This window comes from Streptomyces sp. DvalAA-43, assembly GCF_900091725.1.
Taxonomy (GTDB): Bacteria; Actinomycetota; Actinomycetes; order Streptomycetales; family Streptomycetaceae; genus Streptomyces; species Streptomyces pulveraceus.
Genome location: NZ_FMBW01000031.1, coordinates 247,161 through 263,510, shown reverse-complemented (window position 1 = coordinate 263,510; position 16,350 = coordinate 247,161). Strand labels below are relative to the sequence as shown.

Here is a 16,350-nt window from a genome sequence, read left to right as displayed (position 1 = left end):
GAGACTGTCGCCGTCCCTCGAACCATACGGTGGGTCAAGAGCACCTACTGTGGCGGCGATGGGGGGAAGTGCATCGAGTGGGCGCCCCACCACGCACGCACGACGGGTGAGTTCCTGATCCGTGACAGCAAGACGCCGGACGGCCCGCGCCTGACCCTGACGAACGAGCGGTTCGCCGGTCTCGTGGAGTTCGCCAAGCACCACGGATGACCGGCCCCGAATGACCGGCCCTCGCCGCGCGGCGAGGGCCGTTGTCATGCCGTCAGGCCAGGTCGGGCTCGCGGCAGCGCTTGCACAGGCCGTCGCGGATCGCTTCGGGCCTGCCCGGGGTGCCGCACTCGGTGCACTCAAGCATCAAGCGGCGCACGGGAGTTGCCTGAGTGGCCGAGGTCGGGGCGGGCAGGCGGGGCGGGAGCTTGTCGTGGAGGCGGCGGCGGACGAAGCCGAAGGGGGAATCGACGGACGCGGGGAGCCCGGCGGTGAGGGCCTGCGTCAGGTAGTCGGCGTCCACACCGCGCGCCAGCCACTCGGCGGCCGCCTGTTCCAGTGCCGCGCAGTCCGCTGCCGAGAGGGCCAGGCGGGAGTCGGTACGGCCGAGGCGGGCCAGGGCGGCGAAGGCGGGTGAGGGGTCCCCCATCGTATGGACCGGCGTCAGCACCTGCCCTTCCGTGCGCTGCTGCGGCACCACCGTGGCGGGCGGCTGCGCCGGTACGGGTGCGGGCTCGCGTACGGGCGCTTCGGCCGGGGCGTCCACCCTGGCGGCCTCCGTGGGCTCCTGCGGTGCGCAGTGGTGTTCCTCGGCGGCCAGGAAGGCGGTCCACCACTCGTTGTCATGGGCGGTGCGGGACCAGAAGGTGCGGGTCACCCACCGGACCTGGTCGCCCTCGCCGCTCAGGCATCGCACATGCCGCAGATGGCCCGCCACGCCCAAGGCCCGCAGCGCGCTGCCGACGGCCATCTGTCCGTACAACGGCTGGGTCCTGGCCAGCGACTTGATGTCCATCGCCGCACCCTCGGGCAGCGCGTCGACATAACCGGCGATGTGCCGCTCACGTTCGGGGAGCAGCGCGAAGTCGCCTCCACCGTCGTGGCGTTGCCTCGATACGGATCGCTTTCCGTAGCCGGGCTTGGCCTTCGGGTGGGCGCGCGAGGATGCGGGCGCGCGCAGAGCAGGGCTAAGGTTTGAGACAGCCACGGGATCGCCTCTATCGGTCTTGGGGTCAGACCCCGGCCGGTGCTGTGAACACCGCGTCGGGGTCGTTACGTTGGGCACCGTAAGCAGCCGCGTCTTCGCGCCGCAAGTTGGTCGCGACTAGTCATACTTGCTGGCCGTGACGGGTCGGGGAGGGCGGGGAGGTTTCCCCAACCACCTTCATTTCCCCATCGGTTGTACGGCATCGCTCGAATCCCGACGTCCGGATCCCGGCTCCCGAAGCCCGAAGCTCAAGACCCGGACCCGGACCTCTCCGCATACCCACGAAAGAGTGAACGAGCCCCCCTCGAAGCTCGAAGCCTGAAGCTCGAAACCCGGCTCCCGGGACTCGGGGCTCGGATGTGCCCATACGCGGGCTTCGGCGGCCGTTCGCCGGTTTGTGCGTGTTGATCGCGTTCGTCACTGTTCTACCGGCAGTTCATCAGATAGCGCGAACTCGCGTTTGTCTGCTGGTCGGGCCGTATGGGCATGGATAGCGTCGTCCGCGCCGTCCCGAGAGGCCGGCACCCGTCACGTGCCGCACGCGTCCGGGCCGCCCCGTCCGTCATGCACCGGTACGGGGCTCGCGCCAGGGCGGTTCCCAGGGAGTGGACATGAGTTCTGTAGGGCGTAAGACCGTCGCGGTGATGGCCGCGGCTCTGGCGTCGCTGGGCGCGGGAAGCGGTGTCGCCGCGTCCGCGGCCACCCCGCCGCCCACGTCGTGCAGCGGGGCGGAATGCCCCAGCCTGAAGCCGGTCAGGCTCGCGGCCAGTCAGGCCACCCTGAACATCACGCAGATGCAGCTGGAGAACATCCAGGCGATGGCGTCCGACGCGGTGACCGGGGAGCCCATCCGCGGCGCGAAGGTCGTGTTCGCCACCGTCGGCGGCCGGACGCTGGGAGCCGCCTACACCGACTACGACGGCGTGGCCGCGATCACCGCCCCGGAGAACCTGGGTCCGGGAACCCTCCAGGAGCTGCTCGGCGGCTACGAAGCCGCGCTGGTCGGCGACGGCGTCCACGCCCCGGTCGGGGCCCACGGAGCGATCACCGTCGGCACCGACCAGGCCCCCGGCGTCCCGAACGCCCCGTGCGGCATCTGCAGCGACCGCGGGCTCAAGCAGGACGTCGTCCCGGTCGACTGGAGCCGGTGAGGATGCGGATCTTCCGCCGACGGTCCCGGGCGGCCGGCCAGGGCGCCCCGGGCCCTCGTCCGGACGGGGCGCGGGAGAGCGGGGCCGGGGCCGTGGCCCCGGTCGGCGCGGTCAACGGCCATGCGGTCCTGGACACCGTGGCCGCGCTGCCCATCAGTACCTGGCGCTATCTCTGGGAGCCCGAGGACGTACGTCATCTCGGGCCGATGGCCCAGGACTGGCACGCCGCCTTCGGCTTCAACCGGGACGACACCACCATCCCCGTCGTCGACGGCCTCGGCGTCGCCCTGGTGTGCGTCCAGGCGCTGCACCGCCGGGTGGAGGAACTCACGGCCGAAGTGGACCGTCTGCGAGAAGCCGCCCGCGTGGACCCGGCCGAGGCCGCGTGACGACGCCGGGATCCGGGATCCGGACCAGAGGATCAGGCCACCACGACAAGCAGGACGGCATGACAGAGACAGAACAGGACACCTCGGCAGGGCACGGAACCGTGCCGGAGCCGTCCGGGGCCGTGGACGAACCGTCCGGGGCGATGGACGAGCCGTCGCCGGTGTGCACGGACGCGATCTGGCGGCTTCCGGTGACGGTCTGCCGCATCACCCAGTTCCTGGGCGAGCGGACGGCCGACGCTCTGCTGGAGCGCGCCATCGCCTCCACCGGCGACGCGTTGAAGCCCTCGATGATCCGGGACCGGGAGGTCGTTCCCGACGTTCGCCGGTCCCGGTCGTACCAGGACTTCGCCGCGCCCGAACTGATGGCGGCCATCGACGACGTACTGGAGGCGGTCGAGCACACGCTGGGCATCTCCTGCCGGTACACCGAACCCAACTACAGCCTCAACGTGCACAACGACGGCGACTTCTACCGGCCGCACCAGGACACCAGCGCCGAATTCTCGCCCCGGCGCCTGCTCACGTTCGTGTACTACCTGCATCGCACGCCCCGGCCCTTCGACGGGGGCGAACTGCGCGTGTTCGACGCCGCCCTGCCGCTGCACACCGACACGACCGGGAAGTGGGAGGAGCGCACCTGGCGGGACTGGGAGCCCGAACACGACAGCATCGTGTTCTTCCCGCCCACCGCCTGGCACGAGGTACGGCCGGTCGGCTGCCCGAGCAAGCGGCACGCGGACAGCCGCTTCGCCGTCAACGGCTGGCTGTGCAGCCCCGACCCCGCACACCGCGCATCGCACGCCGCGCACCGCACGCCTCGGGCATGACGTGAGCCGGTGAGGGCCGTCGCGTCTCGGTGCTGCCCCGCTACCGCCCCGCCACTACCCCTCTTCCCGCTCGTCGGCCGGCCCCTCCGTCAGGCCCTGCGCCAGCACCTCCGCCAGGTGTCGTGCCCGTACGCCGCCCAGCTGTTCCAGTTGGGTCCGGCAGGAGAAGCCGTCCGCCAGGACCTCCGTGCCCGGTTCGGCGGCCCGTACCGAGGGCAGCAGGCTCTCCTCCGCGCAGGCCGCCGACACCTCCCAGTGGCCCCGCTCGAAGCCGAAGTTCCCGGCCAGGCCGCAACAGCCGCCGCTCAACTCACCCGTCAGCCCGGCGCGTTCACGCAGTCGGCGCTCCGCCGCGTCGCCCAGGACCGCGTGCTGGTGGCAGTGGGTCTGGCCGACGGCCGGGCGGTCCAGGCGGGGTGGCTGCCAGTCGGGGGCGTACTCCTCCAGGTACTGGGCCAAGGTCCGTACCGACGAGGCCAGTTCGGCGGCTCTCGGGTCGTCGTGGAGGAGCTCGGGCAGGTCGGCGCGGAGGGTCGCGGCGCAGCTCGGTTCGAGGACGACCACGGGGGTGCCGAGCGTGCCGCCCAGCCGGTCCAGGGTGCGGCGCATGACCGTGCGGGCCTTGTCGAGCTGGCCCGTCGACACATAGGTCAGGCCGCAGCACAGCCCGCGCCCGGCGGGGATCGTGTGACGGCCCGCCGCCTCCAGGACCCGCACCGCCGCCCGGCCCACCTCGGGTGAGAGGCGCTCGGTGAAGGTGTCGGGCCAGACCATGGCCACCTCGTCGTTCGAGAAGATGAACGTGCCCTTGCCCCAGCGCCGGTTCAGCCACCGGGTGAACGTCTCCCGCGCCAGGACCGGAATCCCACGCTCCGGTGCGACGCCCGCCAGCCGCTTGGCGAGGGCGGCGAGCGGCCGCACCCGGGCCAGCGCGTTCAGCGCGGCCGCGAAGGGGGACGCCAGGCGCAGCCACATCGGCAGCCGGCCCATCGTGTAGTGGGCGGCGGGGCGCAGCCGGTGGCGGTAGTGGTGGTGCAGGAACTCCGCCTTGTACGTGGCCATGTCGACGCCCACCGGGCAGTCGCTGCGGCAGCCCTTGCAGGACAGGCAGAGGTCGAGCGCGTCCCGTACCTCCGTCGAGCGCCAGCCCTCCGTGATCACCCCACCCGTGCCACGCCCGTCGCCCGCGATCACCCCGCCCGCGAGCATCTCGTGCAGCAGCCGGGCCCGGCCCCGGGTGGAGTGGGCCTCCTCGCCGGTCGCCCGGAACGACGGGCACATCACGCCGGTGTCCGTCGGCTCCGCCGTACGGCATTTCGCGACGCCCACGCACCGCCGCACCGCCGCCGAGAAGTCGCCGCCGTCGTGCGGGTAGCCGAACGCGACGTCCACCGGGCGCTTCGGCAGCACCTCGAAGCGGAGGTTCTCGTCGAGCCGGGCGGGGCGGGCGAGGATGCCGGGGTTCATGCCGCCGTCCGGGTCCCAGATGTCCTTGAACCGGGAGAAGAGGGCGACCAGCTCGTCCCCGTACATGCGCGGGAGCAGTTCGGCGCGGGCCTGGCCGTCGCCGTGCTCGCCGCTCAGTGATCCGCCGTGTGCGACGACCAGGTCCGCGAGCTCCTCGGAGAAACGGCGGAAGCGGGCCACGCCCTGGGTGCTCAGCAGGTCGAAGTCGATCCGGACGTGGATGCAGCCGTCGCCGAAGTGCCCGTACGGGGTGCCGCGCAGCCCGTGTCCGGCGAGCAGGGCGCGGAAGTCGCGGAGGTACGGGCCGAGCCGGGCGGGTGGTACGGCGCAGTCCTCCCAGCCGGGCCAGGCCTCGGTGCCGTCCGGCATCCGGGTGGCGGTGCCCGCGGCGTCCTCGCGGATGCGCCACAGGGCCCGCTGTCCGGCGGGGTCGGTGACGACGGTGCCGTCCAGCGCCTCGGCCGCCCGGAGGATGCGCTCGGCGTGCGCCCGCGCCTCGGCGGGGGTGGCGCCGCCCGTCTCGGCGAAGAGCCAGGCGGCGCCGCGCGGCAGCCCGGCCGGTTCCCGTACGAGATCGGCGGCCATGCCCTCGACGGTGAGCGGGTGGTACGGGAGCAGGCCGGGGGCGGCTTCGGCGGCGGCCGCCTCGTCGGCGTAGCCGAGCACGGCCAGTGCGCGGGCCGCCGGGGCCTCGACCAGGCGCACGGTCGCCTCCGTCACCACGCCGAGCGTCCCCTCGCTGCCGCAGAAGGCGCGGGCGAGGTCGGTCCCGCGCTCGGGCAGGAGGGCGTCCAGGGCGTAGCCGGAGATGCGGCGCGGGAGCTCGGGGAATCCGGTGCGCAGCGGGGCGAGGTGGGTCCGGATGAGTTCGGGGAGGCCGGTCAGGGCCTCGGGGACGGTGCCCCGGTCCAGGCGCAGGGTGTCGCCGCCGTAGCGGGTCACGGCCAGGGCGTGCACGTTGTCGGCCGTGGTGCCCCAGGCGACCGAGTGCGCGCCGCAGGAGTTGTTGCCGATCATGCCGCCCAGCGTGCAGCGGCTGTGCGTGGACGGGTCGGGGCCGAAGGTGAGGCCGTGCGGGGCGGCGGCGGTGCGCAGGCCGTCGAGGATCACGCCCGGCTGGACGACGGCGGTGCGGGAGGCGGGGTCCAGTGCGAGGATCCCGTTCAGATGGCGGGTGAGATCGAGCACGACTCCGGTTCCGGTGGCCTGCCCCGCGATGGAGGTGCCGCCGCCGCGCGGCACCACGGGCACCCCGTGCGCGCGGCAGACCGCGAGTGCGGCGGCCACGTCGTCGGCGTCGCGCGGGGCGACGACCCCGAGCGGGACGCGGCGGTAGTTGGAGGCGTCCATCGTCGTCAACGCCCTTGCGGTGGCGCCGAATTCGACTTCCCCGCGGACCGCTGAGCGCAGGGCCCGAGCAAGCTCGGCACGTTCGGTCGGATTCTGTCGTTCGGCCATGAGGCCCAGGATGCCGTTGATCGGGCCACTCGGCCGTCCGGCGCCGCACGTTTCCCCCGAATACGTCAGTGCGCCGGAATACGTCGGATGCGTAGTCACATACGTAACAGAGAACGCCACAAGGTCTTCCCAAAGAGAGCGTCAATTCTCATATAGTGACCACGACTTACCTTGGAATTGTCAGCTCCAGTTGCCGCATTCCATCGCGTTGTCCAGAAAGACCCCTTTCTGAATCGTTCGACCTGCCCGATCCGTCCGTTCCATCCGCACTCGTCCGCTCCCAAGGACTCCCATTGAGCGCCTCATCCCGGCCGACCGCAGTGGCCCTGCTGATATCGCTGGCCGTCACCGGATCCCTGTGTGCGTGGGCGGTCACCGCTGCCCCCGACTCGGTACGGACCGAGCTGGCCTGGGGGGCGGGGGCCGCCGCCGTGCTGCTGTCCGCCGCCGTGGCCACAGCCGTCCAGGCCCGCGCCAACGCCGGCCGTCTGCGCGCCCGCCTCGCGTCGGAGACCCAGCGGTTCACCGGCGAGATCAGCCGCCTCGTGTCCAGCTCCGCGGCCGAGGGCCAGCGGTTCACCGCCGAGACCGCCCGGATCAAGGCCGCCGCCTCGGCCGAGATCGCACGGGTCAGATCCGCGGCCGAGGCCGAGAACGCGCGGCTCACCGCACAGGCCGCAGCCGAGACCGAACGGCTCACCGTCGAGACCGCCCGGCTCACCGCCCGCGCGACCCGCAGCGAGACCGAGCGCTCCGCCGCGGTCGCCGCCTGCGCCAACGCCGCGGGCCGGATGCAGGCCCTGGCCACCAGCATGCTCGCCGACCTGCGCGAGATGGAGCACCGGCACGCCGCCGAGGACGTGCTCGGCGACCTGCTCCACCTGGACCACCGCACCGCCCAGGCGGGCCGGCTCGCCGACTCCATCGCCGTGCTGACCGGCGCCCGCTCCGGGCGGCGCTGGGCGAAGCCGATCGTGATGGAGTCGATCCTGCGCGGCGCCATGGGCCGGATCAGCGGCTACCAGCGGGTGCGGCTCCACTCGACCAGCGATGTCGCGGTCGCCGGCCACGCCGCCGAAGGCGTCATGCACGCGCTCGCCGAGCTCCTCGACAACGCGGCCAACTTCTCGCCGCCCACGGCGGAAGTCCATGTGTACGTCGAGGAGGTGCCGGCCGGCATCGTCCTGACCGTCGAGGACAGCGGCCTGGTCATGAGCGATGTGCAGCTGCGCCGCGCCGAGCGCGCGGTGTCGGCCACCGACCAGGACCTGACGGGTCTCTCCGGCACCCGGCTCGGCCTCGCCGTCGTCGGCCGGCTGGCCCGCAAGCACGGTCTGACCATCTCCTTCCGGCCCTCCGCGCGCGGTGGCACGGGCGCCCTGATGATGCTCCCGCAGGAGCTCCTCACCCGGGCCGCCGTACCGGTCCCCGCCCCGGCCCCGGTCTCCCGCCCGGTGCCCGAGCCGGAGCCCACGCACGGCACCGCCCCGGCGACGGCCGCCCCGGCGACGGCCCCGTCCGACGCGCAGCACGCTCAGCCCACGCAGCACGCGCCGGCCTCCGCCGAACCCACCGGACGGGCCGGACACACCGCCCCCGCCCCGGCGGACTCCACCGCGTCCGACACCAGCACCGTCAACCTCCCCCGGTTCGGCGAGAGCGGACTGCCCAAGCGACCCCGCGGCCGCACCCTCGCCGCCGCGGAGGCCCGCGCCCACGCCCACTCCGACGACGCCACGGCCTCCCGGCCCCGCACCTCCGACCCCAAGGAACAGGCCGCCCGTTTCAGCAGCTTCCGCCAGGCTGTTCGGGCCAATTCCCCGCACCCGGAAGAAGGCAACACCCGATGACCGCCACCACCGACGAGAAGCTCAACTGGCTGCTGGAGGGGCTCCTGGAGCGCACCCCCGGCACTCGTCACGCCCTCGTCCTGTCCAGGGACGGCCTCAAGCTGTGCCGCACCCCCGAGCTCTCCGTCGACCAGGCCGATCAGCTGGCCGCGATCTCGGCCGGTATCCAGAGCCTGTCGCACGGCGCATCCGTCGAGTTCGGTGACGGCACCGGCGGCGTACGGTCCGCGATGGCCGAGTTCTACGGCGGCGTGCTGTTCATCGTCGAGGCGGGCGCGGGCGCCCATCTCGCGGTCGTCGCCTCCGAGGACTCCGACGTCGGCCTCATCGGCCACAACATGAGCGAGCTCGTCGAGCAGCTCGGCGAGCACCTCAGCGCCCCGCCGCGCTCCTCCTCGGCCTCCGACGTCGGCGCCGCCGACGCGAACGCGGCCGTATGACCCGCCCCCGCCGCCCCGGCCGGGACGACGATCCGGACCGGCTGTACACCCTCACCGGGGGGCGCAGCCGGTCCGACTCGGACGCGTTCGACCTGGTGACGCTGGTGGTCTCCGAGTGCGAGCCGGCTCCCGGCATGCAGTCGGAGCACGCCACGATCCTGCGGATGTGCCAACTGCCCACCGCGGTCGTGGAGATCTCGGCGGCGCTCGGCCTGCCCGTCAGCATCGTCCGGATCATGCTGTCCGACCTGCTGGACACCGGACGGATCAGCGCCCGTCACCCCCGTACTGCCCGTGTCGCGGACCGGCTCCCCGACCCCGACATCCTGGAACAGGTGCTCGTTGGACTCCGCAACCTCTGACCGTGCCGCCCTGCGGGCGACGGCCGACAACGGACTGAAGATCGTCGTCGTCGGCGGCTTCGGCGTCGGCAAGACCACGATGGTCCGCTCCGTCAGCGAGATCCGTCCGCTGAACACGGAAGAGACCATGACCCGCGCGGGCGAGGCCGTCGACCACCTCGACGGTGTGCAGTCGAAGACGTCCACGACCGTCGCCTTCGACTTCGGCCGGATCTCGCTCGACGAGCGCTCCGTCCTGTACCTCTTCGGCGCCCCCGGCCAGGAGCGCTTCTGGTTCCTGTGGGACCGGCTGTTCTCCGGCACGCTCGGTGCCGTCGTACTCGTCGACACCCGCAGGCTCGCCGACTCCTGGTACGCGATCGACCGGCTGGAGCACCACGGCACGCCGTTCATCGTGGCCTGCAACGACTTCGGCGGCCCGCTCCACACCGAACAGCAGATACGCGAGGCGCTCGCGCTCTCGGACGACGTACCCCTCGTGGAGTGCGACGCCCGGGACCGTTCGTCCAGCAAGTACGTGCTGATCACCCTGGTCGAGTACCTCCACACCCTCTCGCAGGGCGGGGCTTCCGCCCGGTCCGCCGCCACCCGTCCGGAGATCGCGCCGGAGAAGACCCCGGAGCCCACCCCGTGACCCAGCCCCCGGCGCCGCCCGCCGGCTGCCCCGTCTCCCAGGGCCGCGCGCCGCTCTCCGGCCCCCGGTTCCAGACCGAACCGACCCGGCTCTACCGGGAGATGCGCCGCGACCACGGGGCTGTGGCCCCGGTCGTCCTCGACGGCGACATACCCGCCTGGCTCGTGCTCGGCTACCGCGAACTGCACCAGGTCACCGCCGACCCGGTGCTGTTCAGCCGGGACTCCGACCTGTGGAACCAGTGGGACCGCATCCCCGGCGACTGGCCCCTGCTGCCGATGATCGGCCGCAAGCAGCCGTCGATCCTGTACACGGTCGGCCCCCGGCACACCGAGCGCGCCGCGATGATCAGCAACGCGCTGGAGGCCGTCGACCCGTTCGCGCTGAAGCGGTACGCGGAGGAGTTCGCCGACGACCTCATCGACCGGTTCTGCGCCACCGGCGGCGCCGAGATCATCGCCGAGTACGCGATGCTGCTGCCCGCCCTCGTCCTGGCGAAGATCTACGGCTTCAGCGACACCATCGGCCATGCGCTCGTCGGCTCGCTCAACGACATGATCGACGGCCGGGAGCGGGCCCTGGCGGGCCAGCAGCACCTGGCCTCGTCCATGTTCCAGCTGCTGGCCGACAAGCACTCCGAGCCCGGCGACGACGTCGCCTCGCGGATGCTCGCCGACCGCGGCGGCTTCACCGACGAGGAGGTCGCCCAGGACCTGATGGTCATGATGGCCGCGGGCCACCAGCCGACCGCCGACTGGATCGGCAACTCGCTGCGGCTGATGCTCACCGACGACCGGTTCGCGGCCTCCCTCTCGGGCGGCCGGCACAGCGTCGCCGAGGCCATGAACGAGGTCCTGTGGGAGGACACCCCGACGCAGAACGTCGCGGGCCGCTGGGCCTCGCGCGACACCCGCCTCGGCGGCCGCCACATCGAGGCGGGCGACCTGCTGCTGCTGGGCATCGCCGCCGCCAACGCGGACCCTCAGGTCCGCACCGACGGTTCCACGCTGACCGGCGGCAACAACGCGTTCCTCTCCTTCGGCCACGGCGAGCACCGCTGCCCGTTCCCGGCCCAGGAGACCGCCGAGGTCATCGCCCGTACCGGCATCGAGGTACTGCTCGACCGGCTCCCGGACATCGACCTCGCCGTCCCCGCCGAACGGCTCACCCGGCGTCCGTCCCCGTGGCTGCGGGGCCTGACCGACCTGCCGTTGACCTTCACACCCACCCTCGCCCTGGGACCCACCGCGGAAGCCACCACCGGAGGCCAGAGATGACCCGCATCGCCCTCGACCCCTTCGTCGCCGATCTCGACGGCGAGAGCGCCCGGCTGCGGGCCGCCGGTCCGCTCGCCGAGGTGGAACTGCCGGGCGGGGTGCACTGCTACGCGGTCACCCACCACGCCGAGGCGCGGCAGCTGCTCACCGACAGCCGGATCGTGAAGGACATCGATGTCTGGAACGCCTGGCAGCGCGGCGAGATACCCATGGACTGGCCGCTGATCGGCCTCGCCAACCCGGGCCGCTCCATGCTCACGGTCGACGGCGCGGACCACCGCCGGCTGCGCACCCTGGTCGCGCAGGCGCTGACGGTCAAGCGGGTGGAGCGGCTGCGGGCCGGCATCGAGGCGCTGACCACGGCGAGCCTGGACCGGCTGGCCGCGCTGCCGAAGGGCGAGCGGGTCGACCTGAAGGCGGAGTTCGCCTACCCGCTGCCGATGAACGTGATCAGCGAGCTGATGGGCGTCGACAGCGCCGACCACCCGCGGCTGAAGGAGCTGTTCGAGAAGTTCTTCTCGACGCAGACGCCGCCGGAGGAGGTCCCGCAGATGATGGCGGACCTCGGCGCGCTCTTCACGAAGATCGTCGACGGCAAGCGGGAGAACCCGGGCGACGACCTCACCAGCGCCCTGATCGCGGCCTCCGAGAACGGCGACCAGCTCACCGACGAGGAGATCGTCAACACCCTCCAGCTGATCATCGCGGCCGGTCACGAGACCACGATCAGCCTGATCGTGAACGCGGTCGTCGCCCTCCAGACCCACCCCGAGCAGCGCGAGCAGGTGCTGGCGGGAGAGGTGCCGTGGGAGAACGTGATCGAGGAGACGCTGCGCTGGAACACCCCCACGTCGCACGTCCTGATCCGGTTCGCCACCGAGGACGTCGAGGTGGGCGACAAGGTGCTGCCCAAGGGCGAGGCGCTGATCGTCTCCTTCGGCGCGCTCGGCCGCGACGAGGCGCAGCACGGCCCGACGGCCGGTGACTTCGACGTCACCCGCTCCCCCAACCGCCACATCGCGTTCGGCCACGGCCCGCACGTCTGTCCGGGTGCGGCGCTCTCCCGGCTGGAGGCGGGCGTGGCGCTGCCCGCGCTGTACGAGCGGTTCCCGGAACTGGAGCTCGCCGTCCCCGCGTCCGAGCTGCGGAACAAGCCGATCGTCACCCAGAACGACCTGCACGACCTGCCGGTGGATCTGGGCTGACGCCGGTCCCCGTACGCGGTCCACGGACCGGAGCGGGCGTCTCATCCGACGGACACGGTGCTCGGCCGTGTCCGTGAGGTACTACGCTCCGGTTCGTGGCCGATATCCAGATTCCCGCTGACATCAAGCCCGCCGACGGACGCTTCGGCGCCGGTCCTTCCAAGGTGCGGACGGAGGCGCTCGACGCGCTGGCCGCCACCGGTACGTCTCTCCTCGGTACGTCCCACCGCCAGGCCCCGGTCAAGAACCTGGTCGGAGCGGTGCGTCAGGGCGTACGCGACCTCTTCTCCCTGCCCGAGGGCTACGAGGTGATCCTGGGCAACGGCGGTTCCACCGCCTTCTGGGACATCGCGACGCACGGACTCATCGAGACGAAGTCCCAGCACCTCAACTTCGGCGAGTTCTCCTCGAAGTTCGCGAAGGCCGCCAAGCTCGCCCCGTGGCTGGCCGACCCGACCGTGATCGCCTCCGACCCGGGCACCCACCCGGACCCGCAGGCCGAGGCGGGCGTCGATGTCTACGCCTTCACGCACAACGAGACCTCGACCGGTGTCGCCGCGCCGGTCAAGCGCGTCGCGGGCGCCGACGAGGGCTCCCTCGTCCTGGTGGACGCCACCTCCGGCGCGGGCGGTCTGCCGGTCGACATCACCGAGTCGGACGTCTACTACTTCGCCCCGCAGAAGTCCTTCGCCTCCGACGGCGGCCTCTGGATCGGCGTCTTCTCCCCGGCCGCCCTGGAGCGCGCCGCGCGCGTCCACGCCTCGGGCCGCCACATCCCGGAGTTCTTCTCGCTGCCCACGGCGATCGACAACTCCCTGAAGAACCAGACGTACAACACCCCGGCCCTGGCCACGCTGTTCCTCCTGAACGAGCAGCTGACCTGGATGAACACCCAGGGCGGCCTGGACTTCACCACCGGCCGCACGGCCGCCTCGTCGCAGCACCTGTACGGCTGGGCCGAGGAGTCGAAGTACGCGACCCCGTTCGTCACGGACCCGGCGAAGCGCTCGCAGGTCATCGGCACGATCGACTTCGCGGACGAGATCGACGCCTCCGCCGTCGCCAAGGTGCTCCGTGCCAACGGCATCGTGGACACCGAGCCGTACCGCAAGCTGGGCCGCAACCAGCTGCGCGTGGCGATGTTCCCGGCGATCGACCCGTCGGACGTCCAGGCGCTGACCGCCTGCATCGACTACGTGATCGAGAAGCTGTAACGCATACCCGTACGACGAAGGGCTCCGCGCCGACGCGCGGGGCCCTTCGTCGTTCACTCGGTCGAGTGTCGGAACGGCTTTCGGGCACTGGCGATTGCATCGGCCTACGATGATGACCTCGACATCACCCCTTCAGGAGGCCCGCAATGTCTGCAACAGCAGTCGAGCACCCCTGTGGCGGTGAGCCGGATTCGCTGCTCGACACGGCCAACAGGCTCGCGGAGCAGAACCCGGGTTGCCGTGTCGAGATCATCGGAGGCGTCATCACCGTGGCCCCACCCCCGGACGGACCGCACGGCCGAGCGCTCACCAAGATCATGCGCCCCTTCATCGCAGCCGGTCTCGATGACGGTGAGACGGAGGTCATCCAGGCACTCGGAGTGTGGCTCCCCGGCGGCCCTGCGGACTTCGCCATCCCCGATCTGTCGATCGTCGACGCCGATCTCGACGACCACCTGGTCGAGAACAACTGCTACGACCCCGCCGTCTTCCGCCTCGTCCTGGAAGTCACCTCCAGCAACTACAACAACGACCTGCGCAACAAGGTCGCCGCCTACTCCGAGGCCAAGATCCCGGTCTACGTGATCATCGACCGGAAGCACGGCCGGGTGCATGTCCTGACCGAGCCCATGGGCGGGGGTTACGAGAGCCACCAGGTGTACGCCCCCGGGCAGACCGTCACCCTCCCGGAGTCGATCGGCGCCCCGGTGACCCTCGACGTCGACCAGCTCATCCAGGCCGGCCGCCCCCGCGCCTGATCAGCCGGCCGCCGCCACCAGGACCTCCCGCAGGCGGGCTATGCCCGGGGCCCACTCCTTGTCCCCCGCGTCGTCCCACAGCTCGCGCAGCTCCGAATTCTCGCCCAGCACCGCGTCGAGGGCCTTCACCGCGAGGGGGCGCAGCTCCGTCGGGAGCGTGGGCAGCGGCTTGTCGGGGCCGTACGCGGTGGTCACCGGCTCGCCTCCCGGGCACTGGGCGGCGATCAGCGCGGCCGCCGCGACGGCGGGAGCGCCCTCGTCACTGTCCAGGTAGTCCGCCTCGATCGCGACGGTCAGGGCGTTGCGGAGCAGCGCCGCCCGCTCGGCCTCCGGTGCGTCGTCGACCGCCCCGGAGAAGTCCGCAGCGGTGTCGTTGTCGAAATGGCCGGTGTCCCAGGTGCCCATGGGGTGTTCCCTCCGCGAGTGCTGTCCGTACGTGCGCCACTCTCTCAGCCACCACTGACAACGGCGGGCCGGCGCTCAGCCGTTCTCCGCTCCCCGCTCCCAGCGCCGTTCGCCGTCGCACCACTCTCCCGTCGGCACCAGCCCCGCCGCTTCGGCCACGGCGGCGGAGGCGTGGTGGTCCGGATGGATGTGGGCGAGGACGGTAGGCACCGTCCCCGCCGCCAGCAGGTGGGCCGCCAGCCCCGCCGCGGCCTCCTTCGCGTACCCGCGCCCCTGCCACCGCGTCCCGACCACCCAGGCGATCTCCGCCGCGGCGCCCGGCACGTCCACCGTCGCCTGGACGTATCCGGCCAGGCGGTCCTCGTCCCGTACCCGCAGCACCCAGTTCCACCACCGCACCCGGGGGTCCGGCGAACCGGCGGTCTGGCGTCCGTAGCGGGCCCTCAGCCCGTCGGCGGTCTCCGGGGCACCCCCGGTGTACGTGTGCAGGGCCGGGTCGTCCAGCACCGCCGCCATCTCGTCCGCGTACGCGACCCGTAGCGGCAGTACGTCCAGCCGTGCGGTGGCGAACGGTTCGGGCTTCAGGATCATTCGGCTCTCCATAGGGCCCCGACCCTATGCGCGCCGCGGCGCGCACCGGATCGCGGTGCCCTCCGTTCCCCTTCCGCCTCGATTCTCCTCGTGCCTCAGTTCCCTTTCCGCCGCCGCTTCATGAGCACCAGGAAGCCGATGCCGGCGAGCACGAGCACACCGGTCAGAGTCGTCCCCTTCACGTCCCCGGTACCCCCGCTCCCCGCTCCGGCGGACGAGGACGACGCCGCGCCGCCCTCCTTGGACGGCGACTTGCCGTCGCGACCGGCACCGCCGCCGTCCACGTCCACCCGCTGGACGTCGCTCCGCTCCCCCTCCGAGCCGAACATCAGCGCCGAGCCGTCCGCCGTGTACGTCACGGACTCGGCCTGCCGCTGGAACGGCGCCTGGACCGCGTGGCCGGCGCCGAGCCTGCCGTTCTCGAAGGCGTAGCCGCGGGCGCTGAAGTACGAGCGGAGCACCAGCTCCTTGCCGTCCGGCGAGAACGCCCCGTCCGTCACCCACGGCACCTCGCCCACCCGCCGGAACACATTGGTGGCCCCGGTGGTCAGCTTCGCCGGGCCCTCGTACAGCCCGCCGCCGTCCTCGTTCTTCGACGCGATGTAGACGCGCCCGGTCTTCGGGTGGACCATCAGCGCCTCGGCGTTGCGCGGGCCGTCCGCGTACTTCACGTCGTACTGGGTGGCCCGGACCGTCGTGTCCTTCAGTTGCTTCGGCTCCGGGAAGCGGTAGATCCAGACGTGGTCCCAGCTGCCGTTCAGGTTGTCGCCGATGTCACCGACGTACAGATCGCCGTCCGGTCCGAGGGAGATCGCCTCCACGTCCCGTGGCTCGCCCACCCCCTTCATCGTGATGGTCGCCACGGTCTTCCCGGTCCGGGAGTCGACGGCGTAGACGTACGGCCCGTCGTCGCTGTCGTTGTGCGTCCAGTAGATGCCGGGGTGGGCACGGCTCGCGGCGAGGCCGCTGGACTCGGTGATCCGGGGGTCCTCGATCGTGAAACTCCGGTCGGCTCCGTCGTCGGCCACGGCCGGAGCCGCCCCGGAGAGCAGGAGCAGCGCGGCGGCTCCGGACACAGTCAGGTACGAACGCATGACACAAGTGTCCACCGTCACGTCGCAGGC

General features: G+C 72.0%; 17 protein-coding genes. 12 read left to right on the top strand and 5 right to left on the bottom strand.

Annotation, left to right across the window (positions count from 1 at the left end; translation table 11 throughout):
- Positions 1 to 24: 24 nt before the first annotated feature.
- Positions 25 to 210 carry a DUF397 domain-containing protein gene (locus tag GA0115234_RS09270; RefSeq protein ID WP_256088694.1) on the top strand — a complete coding sequence of 62 codons (186 nt, stop codon included), beginning with the start codon at positions 25 to 27 and terminating at the stop codon, positions 208 to 210.
- A 52-nt stretch (positions 211 to 262) separates the two neighbouring features.
- Here GA0115234_RS09270 and GA0115234_RS09265 read toward each other — a convergent pair whose 3' ends face one another.
- A complete protein-coding gene (locus tag GA0115234_RS09265) occupies positions 263 to 1,195 on the bottom strand; it encodes a MarR family transcriptional regulator (protein ID WP_141718410.1) in 933 nt (310 codons plus the stop codon).
- 611 nt (positions 1,196 to 1,806) lie between these two features.
- On the opposite strand from GA0115234_RS09265, the gene GA0115234_RS09260 reads away from it, so the two are divergent.
- From GA0115234_RS09260 to GA0115234_RS09250, 3 genes are read left to right on the top strand one after another with little or no spacing between them, the layout of a single operon-like run.
- Positions 1,807 to 2,346 (top strand): hypothetical protein, encoded by a 540-nt coding sequence (locus GA0115234_RS09260; protein WP_093540388.1) that lies wholly within the window; start codon positions 1,807 to 1,809, stop codon positions 2,344 to 2,346.
- Between the two features lie 2 nt (positions 2,347 to 2,348).
- Positions 2,349 to 2,735 carry a tail fiber domain-containing protein gene (locus tag GA0115234_RS09255; protein ID WP_093540387.1) on the top strand — a complete coding sequence of 129 codons (387 nt, stop codon included), beginning with the start codon at positions 2,349 to 2,351 and terminating at the stop codon, positions 2,733 to 2,735.
- A gap of 59 nt (positions 2,736 to 2,794) precedes the next feature.
- Positions 2,795 to 3,565 carry a 2OG-Fe(II) oxygenase gene (locus tag GA0115234_RS09250; RefSeq protein WP_237541172.1) on the top strand — a complete coding sequence of 257 codons (771 nt, stop codon included), beginning with the start codon at positions 2,795 to 2,797 and terminating at the stop codon, positions 3,563 to 3,565.
- A gap of 54 nt (positions 3,566 to 3,619) precedes the next feature.
- Here GA0115234_RS09250 and GA0115234_RS09245 read toward each other — a convergent pair whose 3' ends face one another.
- Positions 3,620 to 6,490, bottom strand: a complete 2,871-nt coding sequence (locus GA0115234_RS09245) for an FAD-binding and (Fe-S)-binding domain-containing protein (protein WP_093540386.1) — start codon at positions 6,488 to 6,490, stop codon at positions 3,620 to 3,622.
- 293 nt (positions 6,491 to 6,783) lie between these two features.
- Between GA0115234_RS09245 and GA0115234_RS09240 the strand changes: the two genes are divergently transcribed.
- From GA0115234_RS09240 to GA0115234_RS09205, 8 genes are all read left to right on the top strand, one after another.
- Positions 6,784 to 8,340, top strand: a complete 1,557-nt coding sequence (locus tag GA0115234_RS09240; RefSeq protein ID WP_093540385.1) for a sensor histidine kinase — start codon at positions 6,784 to 6,786, stop codon at positions 8,338 to 8,340.
- Positions 8,337 to 8,780: a roadblock/LC7 domain-containing protein gene (locus GA0115234_RS09235; RefSeq protein WP_093540384.1), complete on the top strand. Its 444-nt coding sequence runs from the start codon at positions 8,337 to 8,339 to the stop codon at positions 8,778 to 8,780. The genes GA0115234_RS09240 and GA0115234_RS09235 overlap by 4 nt, the downstream gene beginning before the upstream one ends.
- Positions 8,777 to 9,142, top strand: a complete 366-nt coding sequence (locus tag GA0115234_RS09230; RefSeq protein ID WP_093540383.1) for a DUF742 domain-containing protein — start codon at positions 8,777 to 8,779, stop codon at positions 9,140 to 9,142. Before GA0115234_RS09235 ends, GA0115234_RS09230 begins: the two co-directional genes overlap by 4 nt.
- The gene (locus tag GA0115234_RS09225; protein ID WP_237541170.1) at positions 9,123 to 9,776 is read left to right on the top strand and encodes a GTP-binding protein; all 654 of its coding nucleotides are present in this window, start codon (positions 9,123 to 9,125) and stop codon (positions 9,774 to 9,776) included. Before GA0115234_RS09230 ends, GA0115234_RS09225 begins: the two co-directional genes overlap by 20 nt.
- A complete protein-coding gene (locus GA0115234_RS09220; protein WP_093540382.1) occupies positions 9,773 to 11,053 on the top strand; it encodes a cytochrome P450 in 1,281 nt (426 codons plus the stop codon). Before GA0115234_RS09225 ends, GA0115234_RS09220 begins: the two co-directional genes overlap by 4 nt.
- Entirely contained in the window at positions 11,050 to 12,258 is a 1,209-nt protein-coding gene (locus GA0115234_RS09215; RefSeq protein ID WP_093540381.1) for a cytochrome P450 family protein, read from the top strand. The genes GA0115234_RS09220 and GA0115234_RS09215 overlap by 4 nt, the downstream gene beginning before the upstream one ends.
- A 95-nt stretch (positions 12,259 to 12,353) precedes the next feature.
- The gene (gene serC, locus GA0115234_RS09210) at positions 12,354 to 13,472 is read left to right on the top strand and encodes a phosphoserine transaminase (protein ID WP_093540380.1); all 1,119 of its coding nucleotides are present in this window, start codon (positions 12,354 to 12,356) and stop codon (positions 13,470 to 13,472) included.
- Positions 13,473 to 13,618: 146 nt separating this feature from the next.
- Positions 13,619 to 14,230: a Uma2 family endonuclease gene (locus GA0115234_RS09205; protein WP_093540379.1), complete on the top strand. Its 612-nt coding sequence runs from the start codon at positions 13,619 to 13,621 to the stop codon at positions 14,228 to 14,230.
- Here GA0115234_RS09205 and GA0115234_RS09200 read toward each other — a convergent pair whose 3' ends face one another.
- From GA0115234_RS09200 to GA0115234_RS09190, 3 genes are all read right to left on the bottom strand, one after another.
- Positions 14,231 to 14,635 (bottom strand): DUF4259 domain-containing protein, encoded by a 405-nt coding sequence (locus GA0115234_RS09200; protein WP_093540378.1) that lies wholly within the window; start codon positions 14,633 to 14,635, stop codon positions 14,231 to 14,233. It lies immediately after the preceding gene.
- 75 nt (positions 14,636 to 14,710) lie between these two features.
- Positions 14,711 to 15,226: a GNAT family N-acetyltransferase gene (locus GA0115234_RS09195; protein ID WP_093540377.1), complete on the bottom strand. Its 516-nt coding sequence runs from the start codon at positions 15,224 to 15,226 to the stop codon at positions 14,711 to 14,713.
- Positions 15,227 to 15,321: 95 nt separating this feature from the next.
- Positions 15,322 to 16,320 (bottom strand): hypothetical protein, encoded by a 999-nt coding sequence (locus tag GA0115234_RS09190; RefSeq protein ID WP_093540376.1) that lies wholly within the window; start codon positions 16,318 to 16,320, stop codon positions 15,322 to 15,324.
- Positions 16,321 to 16,350 lie beyond the last annotated feature (30 nt).